At 67.8% G+C, this 23,315-nt stretch carries 21 protein-coding genes; 6 read left to right on the top strand and 15 right to left on the bottom strand.

Going from position 1 to position 23,315, the window contains the following annotated elements; genetic code table 11:
• Positions 1-42: 42 nt before the first annotated feature.
• Positions 43-2,496: a glycogen/starch/alpha-glucan phosphorylase gene (locus BFE01S_RS27890; RefSeq protein ID WP_028228329.1), complete on the bottom strand. Its 2,454-nt coding sequence runs from the start codon at positions 2,494-2,496 to the stop codon at positions 43-45.
• Between the two features lie 468 nt (positions 2,497-2,964).
• Here BFE01S_RS27890 and BFE01S_RS27885 point away from each other — a divergent pair, with 468 nt between their 5' ends.
• A complete protein-coding gene (locus BFE01S_RS27885) occupies positions 2,965-4,317 on the top strand; it encodes an MFS transporter (protein WP_028228328.1) in 1,353 nt (450 codons plus the stop codon).
• A 97-nt stretch (positions 4,318-4,414) separates the two neighbouring features.
• On the opposite strand, the gene ltaE is transcribed toward BFE01S_RS27885, so the two are convergent.
• The gene (gene ltaE / locus BFE01S_RS27880; RefSeq protein WP_028228327.1) at positions 4,415-5,419 is read right to left on the bottom strand and encodes a low-specificity L-threonine aldolase; all 1,005 of its coding nucleotides are present in this window, start codon (positions 5,417-5,419) and stop codon (positions 4,415-4,417) included.
• Positions 5,420-5,762: 343 nt separating this feature from the next.
• A complete protein-coding gene (locus BFE01S_RS27875; protein ID WP_042338784.1) occupies positions 5,763-6,509 on the bottom strand; it encodes a LysM peptidoglycan-binding domain-containing M23 family metallopeptidase in 747 nt (248 codons plus the stop codon).
• A 261-nt stretch (positions 6,510-6,770) separates the two neighbouring features.
• On the opposite strand from BFE01S_RS27875, the gene BFE01S_RS27865 reads away from it, so the two are divergent.
• On the top strand, positions 6,771-7,091 hold the full coding sequence (locus BFE01S_RS27865; RefSeq protein WP_028228325.1) for a hypothetical protein: 321 nt from the start codon (positions 6,771-6,773) through the stop codon (positions 7,089-7,091).
• Positions 7,092-7,226: 135 nt separating this feature from the next.
• Entirely contained in the window at positions 7,227-7,967 is a 741-nt protein-coding gene (locus tag BFE01S_RS27860) for a DUF2968 domain-containing protein (RefSeq protein ID WP_028228324.1), read from the top strand.
• 292 nt (positions 7,968-8,259) lie between these two features.
• Here BFE01S_RS27860 and BFE01S_RS27855 read toward each other — a convergent pair whose 3' ends face one another.
• The 10 genes from BFE01S_RS27855 to BFE01S_RS27810 form a co-directional block, all read right to left on the bottom strand.
• Positions 8,260-8,586: a DUF4148 domain-containing protein gene (locus BFE01S_RS27855; RefSeq protein ID WP_028228323.1), complete on the bottom strand. Its 327-nt coding sequence runs from the start codon at positions 8,584-8,586 to the stop codon at positions 8,260-8,262.
• A gap of 229 nt (positions 8,587-8,815) precedes the next feature.
• Complete coding sequence (gene gndA / locus BFE01S_RS27850) at positions 8,816-10,225, bottom strand: NADP-dependent phosphogluconate dehydrogenase (RefSeq protein WP_028228322.1); 1,410 nt, start codon at positions 10,223-10,225, stop codon at positions 8,816-8,818.
• Between the two features lie 105 nt (positions 10,226-10,330).
• Positions 10,331-10,945 (bottom strand): DUF938 domain-containing protein, encoded by a 615-nt coding sequence (locus BFE01S_RS27845; protein WP_028228321.1) that lies wholly within the window; start codon positions 10,943-10,945, stop codon positions 10,331-10,333.
• Positions 10,946-10,986: 41 nt separating this feature from the next.
• Positions 10,987-11,604, bottom strand: a complete 618-nt coding sequence (locus tag BFE01S_RS27840) for a pyridoxamine 5'-phosphate oxidase family protein (RefSeq protein ID WP_028228320.1) — start codon at positions 11,602-11,604, stop codon at positions 10,987-10,989.
• Between the two features lie 115 nt (positions 11,605-11,719).
• Positions 11,720-12,583, bottom strand: coding sequence for an NAD-dependent protein deacetylase (locus BFE01S_RS27835; protein ID WP_028228373.1), 864 nt, complete (start codon positions 12,581-12,583; stop codon positions 11,720-11,722).
• A 61-nt stretch (positions 12,584-12,644) separates the two neighbouring features.
• Positions 12,645-12,902: an oxidoreductase-like domain-containing protein gene (locus BFE01S_RS40445; RefSeq protein ID WP_052421002.1), complete on the bottom strand. Its 258-nt coding sequence runs from the start codon at positions 12,900-12,902 to the stop codon at positions 12,645-12,647.
• 119 nt (positions 12,903-13,021) lie between these two features.
• Positions 13,022-13,795 carry an SDR family oxidoreductase gene (locus BFE01S_RS27825; RefSeq protein WP_028228319.1) on the bottom strand — a complete coding sequence of 258 codons (774 nt, stop codon included), beginning with the start codon at positions 13,793-13,795 and terminating at the stop codon, positions 13,022-13,024.
• Positions 13,796-13,853: 58 nt separating this feature from the next.
• Positions 13,854-14,768, bottom strand: a complete 915-nt coding sequence (locus BFE01S_RS27820; protein WP_028228318.1) for a transporter substrate-binding domain-containing protein — start codon at positions 14,766-14,768, stop codon at positions 13,854-13,856.
• A 155-nt stretch (positions 14,769-14,923) separates the two neighbouring features.
• Complete coding sequence (locus tag BFE01S_RS27815) at positions 14,924-15,808, bottom strand: LysR family transcriptional regulator (RefSeq protein WP_028228317.1); 885 nt, start codon at positions 15,806-15,808, stop codon at positions 14,924-14,926.
• Positions 15,809-15,935: 127 nt separating this feature from the next.
• Entirely contained in the window at positions 15,936-17,348 is a 1,413-nt protein-coding gene (locus BFE01S_RS27810; RefSeq protein WP_028228316.1) for a DUF2252 domain-containing protein, read from the bottom strand.
• Positions 17,349-17,618: 270 nt separating this feature from the next.
• On the opposite strand from BFE01S_RS27810, the gene gltS reads away from it, so the two are divergent.
• From gltS to BFE01S_RS27795, 3 genes are all read left to right on the top strand, one after another.
• A complete protein-coding gene (gltS, locus tag BFE01S_RS27805) occupies positions 17,619-18,851 on the top strand; it encodes a sodium/glutamate symporter (RefSeq protein WP_028228315.1) in 1,233 nt (410 codons plus the stop codon).
• Between the two features lie 78 nt (positions 18,852-18,929).
• On the top strand, positions 18,930-19,550 hold the full coding sequence (locus tag BFE01S_RS27800) for a LysE family translocator (RefSeq protein WP_028228314.1): 621 nt from the start codon (positions 18,930-18,932) through the stop codon (positions 19,548-19,550).
• 145 nt (positions 19,551-19,695) lie between these two features.
• Complete coding sequence (locus BFE01S_RS27795; RefSeq protein WP_028228313.1) at positions 19,696-20,673, top strand: 2-dehydropantoate 2-reductase; 978 nt, start codon at positions 19,696-19,698, stop codon at positions 20,671-20,673.
• Positions 20,674-20,751: 78 nt separating this feature from the next.
• Here the strand turns inward: BFE01S_RS27795 and BFE01S_RS40440 are convergent, their stop codons facing one another.
• Entirely contained in the window at positions 20,752-21,762 is a 1,011-nt protein-coding gene (locus BFE01S_RS40440; RefSeq protein ID WP_063834449.1) for a LysR family transcriptional regulator, read from the bottom strand.
• Between the two features lie 19 nt (positions 21,763-21,781).
• A complete protein-coding gene (gene oxlT / locus BFE01S_RS27785) occupies positions 21,782-23,116 on the bottom strand; it encodes an oxalate/formate MFS antiporter (RefSeq protein WP_028228312.1) in 1,335 nt (444 codons plus the stop codon).
• Positions 23,117-23,315: the final 199 nt, after the last annotated feature.

Below are 23,315 nucleotides of genomic sequence, written 5' to 3'. Positions count from 1 at the left end.
CGATCCAGCCAGGCCAACCCGGCCCAGCCCGGCGGCAACCCGTCAGCCCATATCGATCGGCTTCACGTGCCAGATATCGCGCGCGTATTCGGCAATCGCCCGGTCCGACGAAAACGGTCCCATTCCCGCCACGTTCTCGATCGCACTCGCGGTCCATGACGGCACGTCCATGAAGCGCCGGTCGGCGGCTTCCTGGGCCGCAATGAACGCGGCGAAATCGGCCAGCACCAGGTAGTGGTCGCCCCAGTCCACGAGCGTGTGGAAGATGTCCGTGAAGCGCGCAGGGTCGCCGGCCGAAAAGAAGCCGGTGCGGATCTGGTCGAGCGCCGTGCGCAGTTCGGGGTTTTCCTCGTAGATCTGGCGCGGCCGGTAGCCCGAGGCGCGCAGCGTATCCACCTGGTCGGACGTGTGGCCGAAGATGAAAATGTGCTCCGGCCCGACCGCTTCGCAAATCTCGATGTTCGCACCGTCGAGCGTGCCGATCGTCAACGCGCTATTGAGCGCAAGCTTCATGTTGCCGGTGCCCGAGGCCTCGGTGCCCGCGGTGGAAATCTGCTCCGAAAGATCGGCGGCCGGAATCAGCACCTCGGCCACGCTCACGCCGTAGTTCGGCACGAACACCACCTTGAGCCGGTCGCCCACCAGCGGGTCGTTGTTCACCTTCACGGCCACGTCGTTGATGAGCTTGATGATCGTCTTGGCCATGCGGTAGGCGGACGCCGCCTTGCCCGCGAACACCACCACGCGCGGCACCCAGTCGCGCTGCGGATTCTCGCGGATGCGGTTGTAGCGCACGATCACGTGCAGCACGTTGAGCAGTTGCCGCTTGTATTCGTGAATGCGCTTCACCTGCATGTCGAAGAGCGCATCCGGATTCACGACGATACCGGCGCGCTCCGCGATCCGCTGGGCGAGGCGCACCTTGTTGCTGCGCTTGGCGGAGCGAAATGCCGCTTCGAATGCGGCGTCGCCGCGCAGCTTGCGCAGGCCGTGGAGTTCGAGCAGGTCACGACGCCAGTTCGTGCCCACGCTTTCGTCGATCAGGCGTGCGAGCGGCGGGTTCGCCTGGGCGAGCCAGCGGCGCGGCGTGATGCCGTTCGTGACGTTCGTGAAGCGGTCGGGAAAGAGGCGCGCGAAATCGGCGAAGATGTCGCGCTGCATGAGCTGCGAATGCAGCTTCGAAACACCGTTGACCTTATGGCTCGCCACGATCGCGAGGTACGCCATGCGCACGCGGCGCTGGCCATATTCGTCCACGAGCGAGATGCGGCGGATCTGGTCGAGATCGTGCGCGCCCTTGTCGCTCGCTTCGCGCAGGAAGGCCGCATTGATGTCGAAGATGATTTCGAGGTGGCGCGGCAAGAGGCGCGCCAATAGTTCGACGTCCCAGGTTTCCAGCGCTTCGGGCATGAGCGTGTGATTGGTGTACGAAAACACGCGGCTCACGTGCCGCATCGCCTCGTCCCACGGCAGGCCGTGCACGTCCACGAGCAGGCGGATCAGCTCGGGCACCGCCAGCACCGGGTGCGTGTCGTTCAGGTGCACGGCCACCTTGTCGGAGAAGCGGCCGAACGTGCTGTGCGTGCGCAGGTAGCGGCGGATCAAATCCTGCATGGTCGCCGAAACGAAGAAGTACTCCTGGCGCAGGCGCAGCTCGCGCCCGGCCATGGTCGAATCGTCGGGATAGAGCAGGCGCGAGACGTTCTCCGAGATGTTGCGCGCCTCCACCGCGCGCTGATAGTCGCCCTGATTGAACGCGGAAAGGTCGAGCTCTTCGTCCGCGCGCGCGGACCACAGGCGCAGCGTGTTCGTCGCGCTCGTGGCGTAGCCTGGAATCACGGTGTCGTAGGCCATTGCGTTGACGTGCTGCGTGTCGATCCATTCCACGCGGCCGTCGCGCTGCACCGTGCGGCCGCCGAAATGCACGGGGTACTGGACCTCCGGCCGCGGGAACTCCCACGGGTTGCCGGCGTTCAGCCAGTAGTCGGGGGCTTCGACCTGTTCGCCGTCCACGATCTGCTGGCGGAACATGCCGTAGTCGTAGCGGATGCCATAGCCGAAGCCCGGGATGCCGAGCGTCGCCATCGAATCGAGAAAGCAGGCGGCAAGGCGCCCGAGGCCGCCGTTGCCGAGCGCGGCATCCGGTTCGAGGTCGATCACCGATTCCATATCGACGCCCACGTCCGCCAGCGCTTCTTTCATCTGATCGTAAATGCCGAGCGCGAGCAGCGCGTTGGAAAACGTGCGGCCGATCAGGAACTCCATCGAGAGGTAATAGACGCGTTTGACGTCCTGGTCGTACTGGCGACGCGTGGTGACCATCCACCGCTCGACCAGCCGGTCGCGCACGGCGAGCGCGGCAGCGTGCAGCCAGTCCTGCGGACGCGCCGTGACAGCGTCCTTGCCGACGCCATACATCAAGCGGTTCGAAATGGAGCGGCGCAACGCTTCGGCACTGCTCTTGAGCTGATCGAATTCCAGACCTACTGCTGTCATCGAAGACTCCTGAAAGCACGGGCGCGCGCAGCGGCGCGCCGGACTGCGAAGGCAGATCAGTTTGCAGAGTAGGACATTTTCGCGCCGCTTGTTCGTGCTGGTTGCTGCGCTGCGCCATCGGCGCGCCGCAGGCGTGGCAACATGCGTGGCCGCCGCGCGCGGTAAGCGGGCAGCAAGCGGGGCGGCGCGTGCGGGCTGGGCCGGCGTTGGGCTGTTAGTTGCGTTACATAAACCCAGGCGACGCACTGCTCATCCATCGCACCCCGCCGCGCAGTCTTACATTTGGCTCACGCGCGAAGCCTCGCGCTGCACGAACGGCTGTGCTCTGCAACAATTCACCCACCGGCGCCGCGCGTGCCGGCCGCACGCCTTTCGTTTTGCCCCTGCCGTTCCTTTTTGCCGCCCGAGACCGCCTTGTCCGAAACCACGTCCGCGAACCGCGGCGACGCGCCCTTCGCCGATGCGCCGATGTCCGCGAAGAACCGCCGAGCGATGGCCGCGGTGATGCTCGCCGTCGCGCTCGCCACGCTCGACACCGCCATCGCCAACACCGCCCTGCCCGCCATCGCCACCGACCTGCACGCGGCGCCCGCGGCTTCGGTGTGGATCATCAACGCCTACCAGCTCGCGATGGTGGCTACGCTGCTTCCGCTCGCCGCGCTCGGCGACATCATCGGGCACCGCCGCATCTATCTGAGCGGGCTCGCCATCTTCACGGTGGCCTCGCTCGCGTGCGCGCTCGCACCCACGCTGGGCGCGCTCGCCGCCGCGCGCGTGCTGCAGGGCCTCGGCGCCAGCGCGATCATGAGCGTCAACACCGCGCTGATCCGCTTCCTCTACCCGCCGCACCAGCTCGGGCGCGGCCTGGGCGCCAACGCGCTCGTGGTGGGCGTTTCGTTCGCCATCGGCCCGACGCTGGCCTCGCTGATCCTCTCGGTGGGCACGTGGCCCTGGCTCTTCGCGGTCAACGTGCCGCTCGGCGTGCTCGCGTTCGTCTTCGCGCTGCCCGCGCTGCCGCACACGTCCACCGGCAAGCATGCGTTCGACCCCGTGGCGGCGGTGCTCAATGTCGTCACGTTCGCCGCGCTGATCTTCGCGCTCGGAGAATCGGCGCAGCGCGCGCCCATGATCGAAGTGCTCGTTGCCGCGGCCATCGCGCTTGTTTTCGGCGCGCTCCTGATCCGGCGCGAAGCAGGCCATCCCGCGCCCATGCTGCCCGTCGATCTCTTCAAGCGGCCCGTGTTCGCGCTTTCGGCGCTCACGGCGGTGTGCTCGTTCGCCGCGCAGGGGCTCGCCTTCGTTTCGCTGCCGTTCTATTTCGAAACCGTGCTCATGCGCAGCCAGGTCGAAACCGGCTTTCTGATGACGCCCTGGCCCGTGGTGGTGGCCGCCGCCGCGCCGATCGCCGGGCGCCTCTCCGACCGCTACCCACCGGGGCTGCTGGGCGCGATCGGGCTGGCGATCCTCTCGGCCGGCATGGCCTCGCTCGCCCTGATGCAGCCGCATCCGAGCGTGGGGTCGATCGTCTGGCGCATGGCGCTGTGCGGCGCGGGCTTCGGCTTTTTCCAGTCGCCCAACCTGCGCGCCATTATGTCGAGCGCGCCGCCCGAGCGCAGCGGCGGGGCGAGCGGCATCGTCGCCACGGCGCGGCTCATCGGGCAGACCACGGGCGCGGCGCTCGTCGCGCTGTGCTTCGGGCTGGTGGGGCGTCACGGGCCGACGCTGGCGCTGACGCTCGGCGCGATATTCGCGGGCGCCGCCAGCGTGGCGAGCGGCATGCGGCTGTTCGCGCCGTCGCATCGGTCGGGACGCGGGGCATAAGCGGCGCAAAAAGCGTGTGGGACGCGTCGCCGCGCCCCGCCGCAGGCCACTCACTGCAAGCCACCAGGTACGGTCCACGCGTGCGGGCCGGCGCGGCTCAGCGCGCGAAATACGACTTCACGGCCGCGACGAACGTGTCGATATCGGCTGCCGAGACGTCGAGATGCGTCACGAAGCGCGACGCGTACAACATCTGCGTGAGGATGCCGCGCTCTTTCAGCCACGCTTCGAGCGGCGCGCAATCGGCCTGCGGGAACTGGGCGAACACCATGTTCGTGGCCTGCGAGCTCACCTTCACCTGATCGATCTGCACGAGACCGGCGGCGAGGCGCGCGGCGTTCGCGTGGTCGTCGGCGAGACGGGCGACGTTGTGGTCGAGCGCATAGAGGCATGCCGCCGCCAGCACCCCCGCCTGGCGCATGCCGCCGCCCAGCACCTTGCGCCAGCGGTGCGCCGAATCGATCAGCGCGCGGCTGCCCACCAGCACCGAACCCACCGGCGCGCCCAGTCCCTTCGAGAAACAGATGGACACGCTGTCGAAGCCTTCGGTCAGCGCCTTCAGCGACTGGCTCGAGGCGACCGCCGCGTTGAACACGCGGGCGCCGTCCAGGTGCGTGGCGAGCCCGCGGGCGCGCGCAAGCTGGGTCGCCTCGGCCACGTAGGCCGCGGGCAGCACCTTGCCGCCTATCGTGTTCTCCAGCGCGAGCAGGCGCGTGCGCGCGAAGTGGTCGTCCAGCGGCTTGATCGCGGCGGCAATGCGCTCGAGCGGGATCGAACCGTCTTCGGCATTGTCGAGCGGCTGCGGCTGGATGCTGCCGAGCACGGCCGCGCCGCCGCCCTCGTATTTGTAGGTGTGCGCGAGCTGGCCGACGATGTACTCGTCGCCGCGGCCGCAGTGGGCCATCAGCGCGGCCAGGTTGCTCTGCGTGCCGCTCGGGAAGAACAGGCCCGCCTCCTTGCCCGCTTCTTCGGCAAGACGCGCCTGCAGGCGCAGCACGGTGGGGTCGTCGCCCCAGACGTCGTCGCCGGTTTCGGCGCGGGTCATGGCGGCCAGCATGGCCGGGCTCGGGCGGGTGACGGTGTCGCTACGCAGATCGATCATGCGATGGGTTCCTCGGGTTGGGCGGCCGGGCTCGCCGTGCAACGGCGCGGCAATGCTCCGGGCCGCCGGGCGCAGCGGCGCCCGCGGGCCGCCGCCCGGAAATCGCGTGGCGGCGTGGAAACCATCGAGTTTAGTTTCGATCGGCGCCCGCAGGCAATGCGGCGGGCAGAGGAAAGGCCAGGGCGAGGCGGATCCGAACCCAAAGCGGCCTAAGCGCGCCCTAAGCGAACCCAAAGCGCGAACCCAAAGCGAGCCCAAGCGCGAGGCCGATGCAAAGCCAACGCGGGGCCAGCGCAGAGCCGGTACGAGCGCAGCGCGACCGGCGGCCCGCCCCCTCGCCCGCCTAGCGCGGAAGCAACGGCATCGGATCGACCGGCTTGCCGTCGCTGCGCACTTCGAACTGCACGCCGGTCACGCCGTGCGAGTCGGTGCCCATTTCGGCAATGGGCTGGCCCTGCGTGACGGCGTCGTCTTCCTTCACGAGCAGCTTGCTGTTGTGGCCATAGGCGGTCACCACCGAATCGTTGTGCTTGATGATGACGAGCGGCCCGTAGGCCTCGATGCCCGTGCCCGCATAGACCACGCGGCCCGCGGCCGCGGCCTTCACCGGCTCGCCGATCTGACCGCCGATCAGGATGCCGGTGGACTTGCCCGGCACGAACTTCTGCAGCACCGGCCCGTAGGCGGGCCACGCGAGCGTGACATCGGAGACGACGGGCGCGGGCATCGCCACGCCCGCCGCCGCAGGCGCCCCGCCAGGCGCCGAAGGCTGCATGCCCGAAGGCGCGAAGCTGGGCGGCGGCGCCACGCGCAGCACCTGACCCGGCACCACCGAAGCATTGGGCGGCAACTGGTTCCAGCCGGCGATCTCCTGCGGCCGCTGGCCGAAGGCATTGGCGATACGGCCGAGCGTATCGCCGGGGTTCACGCGGTAGTAGCCGGCGGGTACGCCGCCGTTGGAGGTCGAAACGGGCGTACCCGTTGACTCGCCCGACCAGGGGGTGATCGTGCAGGCGCTCGTCAGGAGCGTCAGGGCGGCCACGGCCGCCAGTCCCGCCGTTGCGCCCGGGTTTCGCCGGAGTCGATTCATCGTGCTGATCCTCGCTGGTTCCTCGCTCTGTACGGGGAAGTGCTGTGTACATGCGCCGGTCTGCAGGCATTCGCTCGCAACCTGCGGCAGAGGGGCCGGAAATGGCGAACGGCCCCCATTATATCGCCCGGGGCCGGCAGCCCTCCACAACGCGCCGCGCAGCCACTTCCGGTGAGGCTCGCCTATACTGGCTCCTGCTTCTTCAGAAAAATGACGACTGGCCTCTCTCGCTGCTGCCCCACGTCCGTGAGGAATCCGAGGATGAACAAAGCCACTTTCCTTTCCGTGCAGCTCAATGTCGAAGACATCGCAGCGTCGCCCGGCCTCGTCGAAGTGTTGAACAACCACCTTGTCTTTGCAGCCGACGTGGCCGAAGCCGCCGACGAACTGGTGCAGCACGCCAGCGTCGCGCGCCTTTCGGGGGGCGTCGAGGCAACTGTCGAAATTCCGGCCGTGGTAATCGAGCGCCTGCGCGACGCGCTCGATACGCTGAGCGGCTACGACGAAACCTGGCTGTTTGCGCTCGAGCCCGGCCGTGCCCTCTTCGACGACATCGCACGCCGGCCCCGCCTGTTGCACTGAGCGCAACAAGGCCAGCCCGGAGCGGACGGCGCCCGCCGGCCCCGCCTGCCCCGTTTCGACTGCACGTGCCCGCTCGCGGGCCGCCCGTTCATGGCGGCCCGCTGGGCGCTTGCGTGCCATTCTGGGGGTATCGCCGTGAAAACATTCCTGAACCGCCGTCATGCCGCGCTGTCGGGCGGCCCTTCGCATCTCGTTGCGGTTTCGCGCGAGACGCATCCTGCAAGCGCCATGCCCGCCAGCCACGTGGCGGAAGACATGCCGCACGAAGAGCTCGAAGCCGAGGGCGCCAGTTCGCCGCGCGCGGTGCCCACGCTGCGCGCAGTGCCGGTCGTGCCGTCGCAACTGAACGGGCGCCCGGTGCAGATAGCCGACGGCGCGGCATTCGAAGCGCTCGCCAGTGCCGGCGAACTCACGGCCTTCCGCGTGTTTCGCAGCTTCGATTACACGGTAAGCCTGTTTTTCCACGCCCGCACGCTGAACTACTACGTGGCGCTGCAGCAGGACGGCACGCTGTGGCGCGCGCTGAAGGCCGCCGACGTGGACGCCGCCAGCGCCGCGTTCCACCACCTGGAAGAGCAGGCCACGCGCCTCGCGGACGGCGAAACGCGCCGCGCCTGGCTGATCGCGCAGAACGAACAGCTCGTGCGGCAGATCGAGGAATCGGAGACGCACGCCGAGCGGCTGCGGGCGGACCTGCAGCGGCATACGGAGCAGGAGCACCGCGTGACGGGCCGCCAGCATCAGGTGCGCAAGGAGGTCGCGCAACTGGAGGCGCAGCGCATTGCCGCCCAGGCGCAACTGAACAAGGCGCACCGCGCGATCCATCAGCTCAGCACGACGAGCAACGAAGGCGTGCCGCACCTGCCGGGGCGCTGAAGCGGCGCCTGGCCGGCTCCTTGAAGCCGGGCGCACGGACGAAAAAGCGCGGACCGGTTCTGGACCGGGCCGCGCTCGACTGCGTACTGCTGGTACAGCTACGTCTACTGCTACCTCTCGTACTGCAACCTCTTTGACTGCAACCTCTTTGCTTGCTTCTGCACTGCAACTTCTACTGCCTGATATTGCAACTTCTACAGCCACTACCACGACCACTGCGTGAATCTGCCACTCGCACGGCCACTGCCGACTGCCACTGCCTGCACTGCTAACCCACTACCGGCCGAACCGCTTAATGGCCGAAATACACCGACTGCTGCGGAGCGATGCGCGCCGGCTGCACCGCGCCACCCGACTCCGAGGTGCCTGCCGCGGGGGCGCCGTAGCCGCTGGTGTTGCCGCTGGCGAGCTGTTCAGCGCTCACGCGGGCCTGAGCGGCCTGCAGGTTTTCCGGGTAATTGACCTGGTCGCCCGACGGGTTGTAGCCGGCCTTTTCGAGCTGGACGAGTTCCGCGCGAACCTGCGCACGGGTCAGGCCTTGCTGGCTCGTCTGGGCAAACGAAATTGCCGGGACGGCAAGCGCGGCGGCAACGACAACTGCGGGAATGAGCTTGTTCATGATTGGACCTCCATCTGTTTTATTTCCGCTTCGAACACCGTGTTCGTCAGCGGTTGAATGAAGTCTAGGCGCCCAATCGATTTAGGGAAAACCCCAATAAGAAGAAACACCGTTGCGGATTTTGCAACAAAAAAGGTGAGCCTTTAGGGCTCACCTTTCGATTCCTACAATAACCGTAACGACAGTGCGGTCATTTGCCCGATGCGGCCTCGGGCCACGCCAGGCCGCGCTAGACCCACTCGGCGTGGAAGCTGCCGGGCTTGTCGATGCGCTCGAACGTATGCGCGCCGAAGAAGTCGCGCTGCGCCTGCACGAGGTTCGCCGGCAGACGTTCCGAGCGGTAGCCGTCGAAATACGCGATCGCCGAGGAAAACGCCGGCACCGGCACGCCCACCGACACCGCCTGCACCACCACTTCGCGCAGCGCCGCCTGGTAGTGCGCGGCGATGTCGCGGAAATAAGGGTCGAGCAGGAGGTTGTCCAGCTTCGGGTCGCGCGCGTAGGCGTCCATGATCTTCTGCAGGAAGCGCGCGCGGATGATGCAGCCGGCGCGGAAAATCTTCGCGATGGTGCCGTACTGCAGATCCCACTTGTACTCGTCGGACGCGGCGCGCAGCTGCGCGAAGCCCTGTGCGTACGAGATCACCTTGCTGAAATAAAGCGCGCGGCGCACGGCTTCGATGAAGGCCGTGCGGTCGCCCGTGAAGGGGGGGTGAGCCGGGCCCGAGAGCACCTTGCTCGCCGCCACGCGCTGCGTCTTGAGCGACGAGAGCACGCGCGCGAACACCGATTCGGTGATGAGCGGCAGCGGCACGCCCAGGTCGAGCGCGTTCTGGCTCGTCCACTTGCCCGTGCCCTTCTGCGCGGCACGGTCGAGAATCACGTCCACGAGATCCTTGCCGGTTTCCGGGTCCTTCTTGCCGAAGATCTTCGAGGTGATTTCGATGAGGTAGCTGTCGAGCTCGCCCTGGTTCCACTCGGTATAGACCTTGCCCAGTTCCTCGTTCGAGAGGCCCAGCACCTGCTTGAGCACCGCATAGCTTTCGGCGATCAACTGCATGTCGCCGTATTCGATGCCGTTGTGCACCATCTTCACGTAGTGCCCCGCGCCGTCCGGGCCCATGTACGCCACGCACGGCGCGCCGTCCGGCGCCTTGGCGGCGATTTCGGTGAGGATCGGCGCAACCAGATCGTAAGCGTCGCGCGGGCCGCCCGGCATGATCGACGGGCCCTTGAGCGCGCCTTCCTCGCCGCCCGACACCCCCGTGCCGATGAAGTGCAGGCCCGCCTTCGCGAGTTCCTGATTGCGGCGGATGGTGTCGGTGAAATGCGTGTTGCCGCCGTCGATCAGGATGTCGCCCTGATCCAGCAGCGGCTTGAGCGAGGCGATGGTGGCGTCGGTGGCCTCGCCCGCCTTCACCATCATCAGGATGCGGCGCGGCTTTTCCAGCGACTCGACGAACTCTTCGAGCGTATAGGTGGGCACGAGCTTGCGGTCGGGGAATTCAGCGATCAGCTCGTCGGTTTTCTCGCGGCTGCGGTTGAACACGGACACCGCATGGCCCCGGCTCTCGATGTTGAGCGCCAGATTGCGGCCCATCACGGCCAGACCTACCACGCCGATTGGCTGTTTGCTCATGTTCTTTCTCCACTTCAATAAGACGGCGACGCCCTCGGCGCCAATCGTGCAAGGATAAGGGAAACGCTCGTGCGGTGCGCGAATGCACGCACACCGCGTCCAGATTCACCGCTTTCGGAAAACCAGAGTGAAGTTGTTCGCCGGCATCGGCACGCGCGCCTCGCAGACCAGACCTTGCGCATGCGCCAGCGCCTCCACGGCTTCCATGTCCCGCACGCCCCATGCCGGATCGCGCGCGCGCAGGTCGGCATCGAACGCTTCGTTGCCCGGCGCCGTATGCGCGCCGCCGCGCCGGTATGGCCCGTAGGTCGCGAGCACGCCGCCCGCCGGCAGCCGCGCGCCCGCGCCGTGCATGAGCGCCACGGCCGCTTCCCACGGCGCGATGTGGATCATGTTGATGCAGACGAGCGCGTCGAACGCTTCGATGGGCCACGGCTCGCGCAGCACGTCGAGTTCGAGCGGCGCGCGCAGGTTTGCGAGGCCGGCCTGCGCGCGCCACGCTTCGATCGAGGCCCGCGCGCGCGGGTCGGCATCGCTCGGCTGCCAGACGAGGTCCGGCAGCGCAGCGGCGAAATGCACCGCATGCTGGCCGGTGCCGCTCGCGATCTCCAGCACCGTGCCGCGCGCGGGCAGGACGCCGCGCAGCACGTCGAGGATGGGCGCGGCGTTGCGCCCGGCGGCGGGTGCGCTCAGGCGCTGGCTGGATTGCGGGTCGTTCATCGTGCTCGTCGAGTTTGGGTTGGCGTTGGCGTTTGGCGAATTCAGTAAAGGCTCTTCTTGATGCGCTCGGCAAGACCGGCTTCGTAGGTCTCGGCGTCGAAGGTCTCGCCGTATTGCTCCGCGTTGATGCGGCGTAGCATGGCGCCCGCGCTCGGCAGCTCCGTGCGCTCCACGTGGCGCGACGCATCCCACAGGTGCGAGCGCACGATCGCCTTCGAGCAGTGGAAGTACACGCTCTCTATGTCGATCACGAGCACCGAGCGCGGCGGCTTGCCGTCCACGGCGAAATCGGCCAGCAGTCCGGGATCGTCGGAGAGGCGCCCGCGCCCGTTCACGCGCAGCGTTTCGCCCACCCCCGGCACCATGAACAGCAGGCCCACGTGCGGCGCGGCCACCACGTTGCGCAGGCTGTCGACGCGGTTGTTGCCGGGGCGGTCCGGCAGCGCGAGCGTGCGCGCGTCGAGAATCCGCACGAAGCCCGGCACGTCGCCGCGCGGCGAACAGTCGAGCCCCTCGGCGCTGCCCGTCGCGAGCACCACGAAGGGCGAAAGCTCGATGAAGCGGCGGTAGTCCTCGTTGATGTAGTCGATCTCCTTGCGCACCGAGCGTTCGTGCGGCGTGCCGTAGAGGGCTTCGAGTTCAGCGATCGTGGTCAGCATGGGGCGCTTCCTGTGGGCTTGGGCGGTGGGCGGTCTGTGGGGTTGGTGTGCGGCTTGCCCGCTCTCGTGGCGAGGAGTAGCCGCGGGTGGGCACAGATGGGCACGGGTGGGCGCGTCAGGCACCGAGGCGCTGCACCAGCGCTTCGAGCGTGGCCGCGCACGGCGCGGCGACTTTCAGTGCGAGGAGCGGGTCGGCACGGGTGCGCCCGAGGTTCACGGCCGCGACCGGCTTGCCGCGCTGCTGCGCCCACGCGCAGAAACGATACCCCGAATACACCATCAGCGACGATCCCACCACGAGGACGGCATCCGCCTCGTCGAGCGCGGCCGACGCTTCGGCTACCCGCGCACGCGGCACATTCTCGCCGAAGAACACCACCGAAGGCTTGAGCATGCCGCCGCACGCGGCGCAGGCCGGCACGGCGAACGGCAGGCTGCCGTCGAAGTCGAGATGGGCGTCGCCGTCGGCGGCGGGCTCCGCAATCGCACCCGCGATGTCTGGATTGTTTTCCTCCAGCAGCGGCTGGAGCGAGGCGCGCGTGTACTGGGCGCCGCAATCGAGACAATGAACGTGGCCGATGCTGCCGTGCAGCTCGATGACGCCGTGGCTGCCCGCGCGCTGATGCAGCCCGTCCACGTTCTGCGTGACGAGCGCGCGCACAAAGCCCGCGGTTTCGAGCCGCGCGAGCGCGCGGTGCGCGCCGTTGGGCTGCGCGAGGCCCACGGTCGGCCAGCCCAGCATGCTGCGTGCCCAGTAGCGGCGGCGCCAGGCTTGCGAGCCGAGAAACTCCTGCAGCGTGATGGGCGGCGAGCGCTTCCAGGCGCCGTTTTCGTCGCGATAGCCGGGGATGCCCGAGTCGGTGCTGATACCCGCGCCCGTGAGCACGAAGAGCCGGGGATGGCGCTCGACGAATGCTTGCAGCGCGTCGAGCGCCGCGGGGTCGAGGGCGGCGGCGTTGAGCAGGGCGGATTCGGTCATGGGGCTGGGCGAAAGACGTTGGGGGACCGGCGGCGTTGCGCGAAGGGCGCGGTGGACGCGCTCAGGGCGGTGCCTTGCTCGCAGGCTTTGCCTGCGCCTCCGTACCCGCGTCATCCTCAGGCTGGTGCGCGGCGGCCGCTTCGCGCCGGGCGGCTTCGCGCGCCTCCCACGCAGCGAGATCGGCGCGCCAGCGATCCAGCTCCTCGGCGTAGTAGTCGAAGATGCACGGGTCGCAGCCGCTGCCGCAGCAGGCGTTGCTGTCGGGCCGCTCGGGCGGTTCGGGGCGGGGGTCGTCGTCGGCGGGCGGGGGTAAAGACATGAGTACGGGTGGCGTGGCGGATCGGCCACCAGTATACGAAACCTCGCGAAACCTCGCGCAAGCCCACGGGCACGCGCCGCGCCCCGCGAGGTGCAAGCCGGGTTCGAGCGCGTCGCGCCTCAGCCGCGCCCGACGAACGGCATCCTGGTCGCCATGATCGTCATGAACTGCACGTTGGCGGCGAGCGGCAACTGGGCCATGTGCAGCACCGCATCGGCCACCAGTTCGACGTCCATGAGCGGTTCGACGGCGATCTCGCCGTTCGCCTGCGGCACGCCGCGCGCCATGCGCTCGGCCATCTCGGTCGCGGCGTTGCCGATGTCGATCTGCCCGCACGCGATGTCGTAGCGGCGCCCGTCGAGCGACACCGATTTCGTGAGCCCGGTGATGGCGTGCTTCGTGGCGGTGTACGCAATGCTGTGCGGCCGCGGCGCGTGCGCCGAAATCGAGCCGTTGTTGATGATGCGCCCCCCGCGCGGCGTCTGCCGTTTCATCAAGCCGAAGGCCGCGCGCGTGCAGAGGAACACGCCCGTGAGGTTCGTATCGACCACGGCGCGCCAGTCGGCCACGTCGATCTCGTCGATATCCACGGGCGGCGCGTTGCGCCCCGCGTTGTTGAACAGCAGGTCGAGGCGGCCGTACTGCGCGCGAATGGTTTCGAAGAGCGCATCGACGGAAGCCGCATCGCTCACGTCGCACGGCACGGCCAGCGCTTGCCGGCCCGCGGCCGCGGCTTCGGCGGCCAGCGCCTGCAACGGTTCGGCGCGCCGCCCGGCCAGCACCACGGTAAAGCCGTTGGCCAGCAAGCGGCGCGCACACGCGCGCCCGATGCCGCTGCCCGCGCCGGTCACGAGCGCGATCCGGGCGGCAGAGGCGGTCTGAGGTTCGTTCATGATGAAAGTCCTTGCCTGCGGGTGATCCGGAGAAAACACCGGGAAAGCCGGCGCACGCTCAGTCGAGCGGGCGGTCGTTCGGATCGGCGAACAGCGCCTTCAGCGCCGGCGACATCGGCATCTGCAGATTGACGCCCGACGGCGGAATGGGCGCTTCGAACCAGCGGCGATAGAGCGTGTCCGCCTCGCCCGAACGCTGCATCTTCGCGATGACATCGTCGGCGAGATGTTTGAAGTCGTCGTCGCCGCGACGGAACATGCAGGCGTAGACCTCCGCCGAAACCGGCTTGCCCACGATCGCGTAGTCGCGCACGTCGTTGCCGTCGCGGCCCGATGCGAGCGCGCTGTAAAGCAGCGGCTCGTCCATCACGAACGCAGCGGCGTGGTCGGTCTTCACTTCGTCGAACGACGCCGCGTGCGTCTTCGCCACGATGATGCGCATGTTCATTCCGTGGGCGAGGTTCCAGCGGCGCAAAAGCCGCTCCTCCGAAGTGCCCGTGGTGGTCACGACGGTGCGCCCCGCGAGATCGTCGAACTCCTTGACGGGCGAGCCGCGCTTGACCAGCATGCGCACGCCGTAGACGAAGATGCTGTTGGAAAATGCCACCTGGCTGTCGCGCTCGCGCGTGTGCGCAGTGGTGCTGCACTCCAGATCGACGCTGCCGTTCTGCACGAGCTGAATGCGGTCCTGGGCCGAAACGGGCACCTCGCGCACCTGGAGCCCGGGCAGGCCGAGCGTGGCGCGAACGGCATCGACGATGCGCAGCGCGATGTCCTGCGAGTAGCCGGTGGCATGCTCGCCGTCGGCGATATACGAGAACGGCACGGCCGCCTCGCGCACGCCCAGCACGATCGTGCCGGTGTCGCGGATCTTGCGCAGCGTGGCGCTTTCGAGTTCGTCGGCCGAAGCCGCATGTGCGCCGGCGCAAGCGCAGACCACGGCCAAAAGGCTCGCTATTGCGGACCGGTTCAAACCACGTCCCCCCGGAGTTGTTGCGGGCGCCGCGCTGTAAGGGCGCCCGTGCCTGCGCCATTTTAAGGTAGCGAAGGCCCCCCGGGGCGCGCGACAAAAATTACGCGCGGTTCATGCGCGGTTCATGCACAACTGATGCGCCGCTCGTGGGCGATTCATGAACCACCGAGGCACCCGCGCAGCACGTCGAGAAACGCGTTGCCCGCCTGCGAGTCGAGCCCCCCATCCCGGCACACGGCATACACCCCCACCGTGGGCTCCGGCTCCACGCGCCGTATCGCCACCGGCTCGCCCGCGCATTTCGCCGTGAGTTCGTCGAGCAGCACGCGCCCGATGCCGCGCGCCGCGAGCGCGCGCGCCACGTACCAGGTCTGCGCTTCCACCACGGGAAAGCGCCCTTCCACGCCTTCCGCTTCGAGCAGATGGCCGATCGCCACGCCCAGCGGATCGACATTGCCGATGCCGATCCAGTCGCCGTTCACGAAGTCCTGCAGCGCGAGCGGCACATCGGCCGGCGACGGCTCGCCGGGCGGCGCGACGCACACCAACGCCGTGCGTCCGAGTTCGAGCGCGGCGATGCCGGGCCGCGCCGGCGGATCGAGTGCGATGCCGATGTCGAGCTCGCGCGTGAGCAGCGCGTTGATGAGCTCGGTGGTATGGCGCGTCTGGATCTTGAGCGAGACTTCGGGATAACTCGCGCGAAACGCTTCGACGGCCTGCGGAACAAGCGTGAGGCCAAGACTCGGCAGGCAGCCGATGCGCAGGAGCCCTTGCGGACGCAGCGCGAGATTGCGCGCGAGGTCGCGGATGCTGTCGAGATTCGACTGGAGCTTCTGCGTTTCGGCGAACAGCAGCTCGGCTTCGCGCGTGGGCTGCAGGCGTCCGTGCGCGCGCGAGAACAGCTTCAGCCCCATGCTGCGCTCCGCATGGGCGAGCACCTTGCTCACGGCGGGCTGCGAGACGCACAGCAGCTCGGCGGCCTTCGAAAGCGAGCCCGTCCGCATGATCGCGTGAAAGACTTCGATATGGCGTAGACGCATGGGCACACGCCGTGAGCGCGGCGACGAGGGAAAAGCGGCAAGCATAGCGCGTTCGCCGGCCGCCGTGCGGGCGCGGACGGCGCCGCGCGCTTCGCATGCAGACTTGCACGCGGACTCACACACGGACTCACACGCGGAAGTCGGCGGCCATGTCCTCGTCGCTGCGCGCGACAATCTTGCCGCTGCGCGCGGCCTTCAGGAAGATGTCGTAGTCCTGCTCCACCTGGTCCGCATAGGCGAAGGCGTAGCCCACCAGCGCCTCCGCGAACTGGTCATTGCGCCCGATGTATGCGCCGATCTCGACAGCCGTGTTGCCCGACTTCGCGTGCGCACGCGCCATGGCCCAGCCGCACAGGCGCGCGTAGCCTTCGAGCAGCGTGCTGTCGAGCAGTTCGAGTTCGACGGAGAGCTTCATGTCGCGCAACTGCCGGAAATAGAAGTGGCGCCCCGACGGCCCCGCGGACCAGCCGAGGAAAATGTCGCTGGCCGCCTGCAAGAGCCGCTGGCCCTGCACGACGCGCGCGCCTTCGTGCTTGAACGCGGGCGATTTGAAGAACTGCTGGATCACCGACCGGCGCGCCTCCTTGATCTGCAGGAAGAGCGGCTTGTCGTGATGATCCGTCAGCAGCGCGACGAGGCAGCGCGTGCCCACGCTGCCCACGCCCACCACCTTGAACACGAGGTCCTGCAGCGCGAAGTGTTCGAGCAGTTCGCGCCGGTCCTGCACGAGCGTCTTCCTGTACGCGTCGTACATCGGCTCGATGAGCTGGCGCCAGTCGCCCATGCCGAACCAGTCGTCCTCTTGCTCGAACAGCGTGTTCGCGCCGTGCACGTGAAAGAGCGCAGGCGGGGCGTCGCGGATCGTCCAGTGGCCCGCGCCATCGCGCGCGGCAAGCCTCTCGAGCATGCTCTCGTGCGTGCGGCCCGCCGCCTTTTCCATGCCGCGCCGGATCATGCGGCGCCCCTCGGGCGTGAGCGCGCTTTCGACCATGCGGTCGAAGGTGATCTTGTCGTACCAGAGATCGAGCGCGCCGAACTCGGCGTACTGGCGCATGCGGTCGCGGTAGGTCGTCACCGCCGCCATCACCAGGGATTCGGCCACGCCGCGCGAGTAGCGCATGTGCCGCGCGGCCACCACGAGGCTGGCCGTGAGGCGCTTCAGGTCCCACTCCCAGGGACCGGGCGCGACTTCGTCGAAGTCGTTCAGATCGAAGACGAGCTGCCGCTCGGGCGTGGCGAAGCCGCCGAAGTTCATCAGATGCCCGTCGCCGCAGATGTCCATCACCATGCCGGTGTTCGGCACGAGCGAGAGGTCGTGCGCCTGGAGAATCGCACTGCCGCGAAAGAAGGTGAACGGCGAGACGATCATGCGCCCGTAGCGCAGCGGCACGAGGTTCGGCACGCGGCCGTCGCTGTTCTGCTGCAGCAGTTCGAGTGGATCGCGGCGCAGCTCGCCGATCTGCTTGTGGCCCGAACGCTTGACGCGCTCGCGTACCGCGCGGCCGGCGGCCTCGCGTTCAGCCATGGTGCTCGTACTCATGAACTTCTCCGGTTCTGTCAGATCACGATTCGCCATGCAGGGGACAAGGTGCCGCGGCCCCTCGCGTACGCAGCCGGGCCGGGCACTATTTAAGCCTGCGGACCCGATTCGTGCAAGCGGATCCCCCCGCTTCCGGTGTTTCCGGCGTTGCCCGCGTCCGGTTTATCGCACCGTCCTCGCAACGCCCGCGCGGCTCGTGTACTGTGCGTAGAGGCGCCGCTCGCGGGGGTGGCGCCCCCTTCGACTATCCGCCGCGTCGCGAGACCCAAAATGAATATCGACGTTTACGGAACACTCGTTGCCGCTTCGCTCGTCCTGCTCCTTGGCAACCGGCTCGTCGCCGCCGTGCCGCTCCTGCGCCGCTGGACCATTCCCGAGCCCGTGGCGGGCGGCCTCGTCGCGGCGCTGCTCATGCTCGCGCTGCACAGCTTCGCGCATACCGACGTGCGTTTCGATGTCGCCCTGCAGACGCCGCTCATGCTCGCCTTCTTCGCCACCATCGGCCTGAACGCGAAGCTGGCCAGCCTGAAGGCCGGCGGCCCCGCGCTCGCGCGCTTCCTGCTCGTGGTGGTGGGCCTCCTGATCCTGCAAAACGCCGTGGGGATCGGCATGGCGCTCGCGCTCGGCGTCGATCCGCTCTTCGGGCTGCTCGGCGGATCGGTTTCGCTCTCGGGCGGGCACGGCACCGGCGCGGCCTGGGGCAAGGTGTTCTCGGAACATCACGGCCTGCAGTCGGCCACCGAAGCCGCGATTGCCTGCGCAACCTTCGGCCTCGTAATGGGCGGCATCCTCGGTGGCCCGGTGGCGCAACGGCTGCTCAAGCGCATCGGCCGCGGCGAAAGTGGCGAAAGTGGCAAGGGCGGTGACGCCGGAGTCGCCCAGGCCGACGCTGACGCCGACGCCTACGCCTTCGAAGAGCCCGAAGCCGAGCAGCCGACCACCCCCGCCGCGTTCATCAACACGCTCACGCTCATCGCCATCAGCCTGGCCGCCGGCGACGCCCTTTCGCGCCTGATCGCAGGCAGCGCCTTCGAACTGCCGGCGTTCGTGTGCGTGCTGTTCGTCGCGGTGGTGCTGGCGAACGGCCTCGCACTCCTCGGCCGGCCCGTGGCCGAACACGCGGTGGCCCTGATCGGCAACGTGAGCCTCGCGCTCTTTCTGGCCCAGGCGCTCATGACGCTGCGCCTGTGGGACCTCGCCGCGCTCGCGCTGCCCGTCTTCACGATCCTCGCCGCGCAAACGGTGCTGATGGTGGTCTACGCGATTTTCGTGACGTTCCGCGCGATGGGCGGCAACTACGACGCCGTCGTGCTCGCCGCCGGCCATTGCGGCTTCGGACTCGGCGCCACGCCCACCGCGATCGCCAACATGCAGGCTGTCACGGCACGCTTTGGCCACTCGCACGTCGCGTTTCTGGTGGTGCCGATGGTGGCGGCCTTCTTCATCGACATTGCCAACGCCATGGTCATCAAGCTCTTTCTCGCGCTGCCTCTCTTTCATTGACCGCGCACGGGCGGCGTGCGGGCATCGGATAGAATCGGTGTCCTGCACGCTCCCTCCCTCACCGTTTCCGGGTGCTCCATGTCGCTCGCCGCCTGGCTCCTCTTCCTGCCCGCCTGCTTCGCGCTGAACATGGCGCCCGGGCCGAACAACCTGCTCTCCATCAACGTGGCCGCGCGCTACGGATTCCTGCGCGCGGTCTTCGGCGGCGCCGGGCGGCTCGTCGCGTTCGCGGTCATGATCGCGCTCGCGGCCACGGGACTCGCGGTCGTGCTGCGCGCCTCGGAAAGCGTGTTCTTCGCCATCAAGCTCGCGGGCGCCGCGTATCTGGTGTGGCTCGCCATCCAGCTCTGGCGCAGCGACGCCGCACCCACAGGCATGGCCTTCGAAGGCGATGCCTCGCTCGCGCGCCTCGCGTGGCGCGAATGCCTCGTGGCCGCCGGCAACCCGAAGGCGATCCTCGTTTTTACGGCCTTCCTGCCGCAATTCGTCGATGTCGCGAAGCCCATGCTCCCCCAGTTCGGCGTGCTGGGCGCGAGCTTTCTCGTGCTCGAAAGCGTGGCCATTGCGCTCTACTCGCTCGCAGGCGTCTACCTCGCCCGCTGGCTCACGCGCAGCACCGTGCGACGCTGGTTCAACCGCTGCTGCGGCGCCTTCCTCGGCCTGATCGGCCTGAGCTTCCTGCTGGTGCGCCGCGCCTGAACGCCGCGCCCCATCCATAAGCACTTCTTGATGATTGCGCCGATAAACTTTAACTGTCGTTAATCGACACCGCCCCCTATGCTCGAACCATCGTCTTTCGCTGCGGCGAAGGGCACGCGGTTTTCAACGTCATTGGGGTTTCACCATGAAGATCTGCATCTTTGGAGCGGGCGCCATCGGCGGCATGATGGGCGTGCAGCTCGCCCGCGCCGGCGCCGACGTGAGCTTCGTCGCGCGCGGGCCGCATCTGGCCGCCATGCGCGAGCGCGGCGCGCGGCTGCTGATGGACGGCGAGGAGTACGTGGCCAACGTGCGCTGCACTTCCGACCCGCGCGAACTGGGCGTGCAGGACGTCGTCATCATCACGCTCAAGGCGCATTCGGTGGCCGGCGTGATCGACGCCATGCAGCCGCTCATCGGCAAGCACACGGCCATCGTCACGGGCACCAACGGCATTCCCTACTGGTACTTCTACCAGCACGGCGGCAAGTTCTCAGGCACGCGGCTCGAAAGCATCGACCCGGACGGTTCGCAGTGGACGCGCCTCACGCCCGAGCGCGCGATAGGCTGCGTGCTGTACCCAGCCGCCGAAATCGAGGCGCCCGGGGTGATCCGCCATGTGTACGGCAAGAAGTTTCCGATCGGCGAGCCTTCGGGCGAGCGCACGCCGCGCATTGTTCAGTTGCACGAAATCATGCAGGCGGCGGGCTTCGAGGCGCCGATCCGCGAGAACATCCGCGATGAAATCTGGCTGAAGCTCTGGGGCAATCTCTGCTTCAACCCGATCAGCGCACTCACGCACGCCACGCTCGACGTCATCACGAGCGACCCGGCCACGCGCGAGGTCGCCCGCACGATGATGCTGGAAGCGCGGCGCATTGCCGAGCAGTTCGGCGTGCATTTTCGCGTGGATGTCGAGCGGCGTATCGACGGCGCAGGCGCCGTGGGCGCGCACAAGACCTCGACGCTCGTCGATCTGGAAAACCGCCGGCCCATGGAAATCGATCCGCTGCTGACCGTGGTGCAGGAAATGGGCCAGCTCGTCGGCGAACCGACGCCCACCATCGACGTGGTGCTCGCCCTCGTCAAGCAACGCGAGCGGACGGCTTTGCAGGCGGCGTAGGAATGCGCAAGCCGCGCAGAACGAAACGGACCCAGCAGGGTCCGTTTTGCTTTTGTCGCGCAGAAACAGCCGCTTCGCTTATTCGACGTGAGCCGTGCTGCGCGAGAACGTTTCGTCCGCAACGGTTTCCCGTTGGCCGCAACGCGCGCCGCCCTGCTCGACCGCCCCATCCTCGACGAACTGCGTCCACGCAGCCTGCGCGCACGGACGCAGCGAACGATGGCGGCGGCGCACCAGCATCGTCGTCACGTTGACGACGGGATGCAGCACGCGCGCGACAACCGAAGCGGCGGGAGCCGGCCAATGGCAGGCCGGGTCCGCGGGATCGGCCACCGGCGCCGCGCCGGCGCAAACCGGCAGCACGCCGATGCCGAGCCCGAGCTGCGCCATGCGCGCCACCCCTTCCACGTGCGCCAGCTCCTGCATCGGCTTGCCTTCGGCGCGCACGGCCGCAAGGGCGCGCGCCACGGCGTCGCGGCAGCCTGCGTCGCGATTGAGCGTGACGAGCGGCTCGTGCGCGAGATCCGTCCAGCGCAGCGTGCCGTGCTGCGCAAGCGGATGAAAAGGCGGCAGCACGGCGCATAGCGGCGCGGCAGCGAGCGGCTGCACGTCGAGGCTCGCGCTCGCAAACGAGAGGCTCTCCGCGATCACCCCGAAATCCGCCTCGCCCTGCTCGACGGCCTGAATGACCGCGGCCTGCGGCATATCCCGAAGCTGCATGGTGAGCGCCGGCAGCGCCACGGCGCAACGCGCGAGCGCAGCGGGCAGCCAGCTCGACGAGAGCACGGGATTGCTCGCCACCAGCACCACGCCGCTATGCGCCTGATGCGCCGAGCGCCCTTCGTTGAGCACCATGTCGATTTCGTCGAGCAGGCGGCCAATGCGCCGCTCGAAGCCGCTGCCGGCGAGCGTGAGCTCGACCTGGCGCGTGGTGCGGTCGAACAGCTTCAACTCGACCGCCTCCTCCAGATCGCGCACGCAGCGGCTCACCGCCGACTGCGTCAAACCGAACTCGCGCGCCGCGCGCGTAAAGCTGCGCGCCCGCGCAACCGCTACGAACACCTTGAGTTGCTGAAGCGATACGTTCATCGATCTCTCGCGTAGCGCCTCATTCGCCAGTCTGGTTGGGCCAGTGCGGCAGCCCGGAAGACGCACTGGCCGCCAAAGCCGCCGGACGCGCGTCGCCCTGCTGCTCGATCAGCCGCGCACGCATGGGCGCCAGCACGAACTTCGCGCTCACGCCGGCGGCAATCGTGATGACGGCCGCGGCGACGAACACGGCGCTCCAGCCACCGGTAGCCGACAGCACCGAGGCCACCGGCACGAGCAGCGAGGCGGTGCCCTTCGCCGTATAGAGCGTGCCCGCATTGGCCGCAGCGTACTTGCTGCCGAACGTGTCTGCGCAGATCGCTGGGAAGATCGAGAAAATCTCGCCCCAGAAGAGGAAGATGAGCGCCGCGAACGTCATGAACGCATAGGGGTTCGTGCCGTACTCCATCATGCCGAGCAGCGCGAGGCCCTCGCCCACGAAGATGAAGAACATCGCGTTCTCGCGGCCGATCTTGTCGGAGATGAAGCCGCACAGCGGACGCGTGAAGCCGTTGCAGATGTTGTCGATGGACAGCGTGAGCGTGAGCAGCGGCAGCGTCGCGCCGAACACGGTCATGGGAATGCGCGCGAGGCCCCAGTCCTTCGCGATGGGACCGATCTGCGCGGTGGCCATGAGGCCGCCCGCCGCAACCGCCACGAACGAGATGTAGATCAGCCAGAACACCGGTTCCTTGATCATCTGCCCCGGCGTGTAGTCGACGCGCGAAACGAGGCGGCGAGACGCAGCCACCGTGCTGCGCGGTGCAGGCTTCACGAGCAGGAAGGCGAGAACGAGAATCGCCAGGCCCTGAAAAATGCCGAAGAAAAAGAACGTGTGCTCGTAGCCTTCGCGCGTAATCATGTTGGCAATGGGAATCACCGTCACGGCCGCGCCTGCGCCGAAACCCGCGGCCGTGAGGCCCGCTGCCAGCCCGCGGCGATCCGGGAACCACTTGAGCGCATTGCCCACGCAGGTGCCGTACACGCCGCCCGCGCCGATACCCGCGATCACCGACGAGCAGTAAAGCATCGGCAGCGTCGTGGCGTACGAATTGAGCACCCAGGCAAGGCCGGCGCAGACGGCGCCGCCGGCCACCACCGGACGCGGCCCGAACTTGTCCACGAGCCAGCCTTCCAGCGGCACGAGCCAGGTTTCGGTGAGGATGAAGATCGAGAACGCAAGCTGGATCGACGCCTCGTCCCAATGGTGGCGCGCGTTCATGGGCGCGACGAACAGTGTCCACGCATATTGCAGGTTGGCGACGAGCGCCATGCACAGCATGCCCACCACCAGTTGACACCAGCGGTTGGTCCAGAACGGACCGCCTTCGCGCCTCTGACCGATTGCACTCATGTCGCTTGTCTCCGCTCTCCATTCATTGCAGTGCGCTTATCGGCTCCACTGCATAAATGTCGATTTATGGTTTTGAATTCCGCGTTACCGCAACCTTCGAATCCGATTTCACAGACAAAGTGGAAATTCGAATGCAAATTCGCCAGTTCTGCGCGATTCGACGCAATGCCGTTGCCTGCCGTTCCCCTGACCGCACTGG

It is taken from the genome of Paraburkholderia ferrariae NBRC 106233, assembly GCF_000685035.1.
GTDB lineage: Bacteria > Pseudomonadota > Gammaproteobacteria > Burkholderiales > Burkholderiaceae > Paraburkholderia > Paraburkholderia ferrariae.
Note: the sequence above shows the minus strand (reverse complement) of the source record. Positions and strands in the feature narration are given on the sequence as shown.

Excerpts from the sequence above, each read along its gene's own strand:
- BFE01S_RS27890 (WP_028228329.1), bottom strand. The coding sequence starts at position 2,496 with ATGACAGCAGTAGGTCTGGAATTCGATCAGCTCAAGAGCAGTGCCGAA.
- BFE01S_RS27840 (WP_028228320.1), bottom strand. The coding sequence starts at position 11,604 with ATGCTGACCACGATCGCTGAACTCGAAGCCCTCTACGGCACGCCGCAC.
- BFE01S_RS27800 (WP_028228314.1), top strand. The coding sequence starts at position 18,930 with ATGTCGCTCGCCGCCTGGCTCCTCTTCCTGCCCGCCTGCTTCGCGCTG.
- BFE01S_RS27875 (WP_042338784.1), bottom strand. The coding sequence starts at position 6,509 with ATGAATCGACTCCGGCGAAACCCGGGCGCAACGGCGGGACTGGCGGCC.
- BFE01S_RS27835 (WP_028228373.1), bottom strand. The coding sequence starts at position 12,583 with ATGACCGAATCCGCCCTGCTCAACGCCGCCGCCCTCGACCCCGCGGCG.
- ltaE (WP_028228327.1), bottom strand. The coding sequence starts at position 5,419 with ATGATCGATCTGCGTAGCGACACCGTCACCCGCCCGAGCCCGGCCATG.
- BFE01S_RS27855 (WP_028228323.1), bottom strand. The coding sequence starts at position 8,586 with ATGAACAAGCTCATTCCCGCAGTTGTCGTTGCCGCCGCGCTTGCCGTC.
- BFE01S_RS27885 (WP_028228328.1), top strand. The coding sequence starts at position 2,965 with ATGTCCGCGAAGAACCGCCGAGCGATGGCCGCGGTGATGCTCGCCGTC.
- BFE01S_RS27815 (WP_028228317.1), bottom strand. The coding sequence starts at position 15,808 with ATGCGTCTACGCCATATCGAAGTCTTTCACGCGATCATGCGGACGGGC.
- gndA (WP_028228322.1), bottom strand. The coding sequence starts at position 10,225 with ATGAGCAAACAGCCAATCGGCGTGGTAGGTCTGGCCGTGATGGGCCGC.
- BFE01S_RS40445 (WP_052421002.1), bottom strand. The coding sequence starts at position 12,902 with ATGTCTTTACCCCCGCCCGCCGACGACGACCCCCGCCCCGAACCGCCC.
- BFE01S_RS27845 (WP_028228321.1), bottom strand. The coding sequence starts at position 10,945 with ATGAACGACCCGCAATCCAGCCAGCGCCTGAGCGCACCCGCCGCCGGG.
- BFE01S_RS27865 (WP_028228325.1), top strand. The coding sequence starts at position 6,771 with ATGAACAAAGCCACTTTCCTTTCCGTGCAGCTCAATGTCGAAGACATC.
- BFE01S_RS27810 (WP_028228316.1), bottom strand. The coding sequence starts at position 17,348 with ATGAGTACGAGCACCATGGCTGAACGCGAGGCCGCCGGCCGCGCGGTA.
- BFE01S_RS40440 (WP_063834449.1), bottom strand. The coding sequence starts at position 21,762 with ATGAACGTATCGCTTCAGCAACTCAAGGTGTTCGTAGCGGTTGCGCGG.
- gltS (WP_028228315.1), top strand. The coding sequence starts at position 17,619 with ATGAATATCGACGTTTACGGAACACTCGTTGCCGCTTCGCTCGTCCTG.
- oxlT (WP_028228312.1), bottom strand. The coding sequence starts at position 23,116 with ATGAGTGCAATCGGTCAGAGGCGCGAAGGCGGTCCGTTCTGGACCAAC.
- BFE01S_RS27825 (WP_028228319.1), bottom strand. The coding sequence starts at position 13,795 with ATGAACGAACCTCAGACCGCCTCTGCCGCCCGGATCGCGCTCGTGACC.
- BFE01S_RS27795 (WP_028228313.1), top strand. The coding sequence starts at position 19,696 with ATGAAGATCTGCATCTTTGGAGCGGGCGCCATCGGCGGCATGATGGGC.